We start from the raw sequence: 668 nt of genomic DNA, 5'->3' as shown, positions 1-668 counted from the left end.
TTTGTTTTATCAGAAACATCAAGTGTCACAAAACGCACATTATTCAATAATGTATATTCATCTGGATAGTCTTCTTTAAAGGTCTGATCATTTAATACCGCTGAATACCATTTACGCATTTCCTGCTTAGGATCAAAGTAGATTGCTTTGGCATTTGAAAGTTGAATAATTTTCAAAATAATTTTAGTGAGGTAAGACTTTCCTCTACCTGTTTTACCCGTAATCATAATATTAGGGCTGGTGGTGCTGGTGGATCCGTCTAAAATTTCGTTGGTAATCAACGGATTAAAAAAGACCAAGCGCTTTGAACTGTCTAATGCGTCCTGGGTACTATTGGCAACTGTTTTTGGCGCACCACGTCCAATATAAAAGCCAATATTACTACCAACTTGCTGATTGACCGCAAACAACAACTCACCGATACCCTCACTGGTCAATAATTGCACCCAATAGCGGTTTTGGGACACATCAGAACCCATTAAATCATAATAGAAAAGACGTTTTTGTTCACCGATTGGCTTCACAATATTCACGTCAATACTCCTAAATGATTCTATTAAATTAGCAACACGATCATGTAGGGTTTCAATATCTTCCGCTGATACCGTAAACGTGACTAAGGTGGAAAAGAAGTTTTTCTTTTCTGAAATATGATCGTTTAGCACTTC

General features: G+C 37.0%; 1 protein-coding gene. It reads right to left on the bottom strand.

Annotation, left to right across the window (positions count from 1 at the left end; translation table 11 throughout):
- Positions 1-668 (bottom strand): ATP-binding protein (locus BMG01_RS10720; RefSeq protein WP_198941556.1); only part of this gene is annotated, 668 nt, incomplete at both ends.

The organism is Leuconostoc sp. BM2 (assembly GCF_002095565.1).
Taxonomy (GTDB): Bacteria; Bacillota; Bacilli; order Lactobacillales; family Lactobacillaceae; genus Leuconostoc; species Leuconostoc falkenbergense.
Note: the sequence above shows the minus strand (reverse complement) of the source record. Positions and strands in the feature narration are given on the sequence as shown.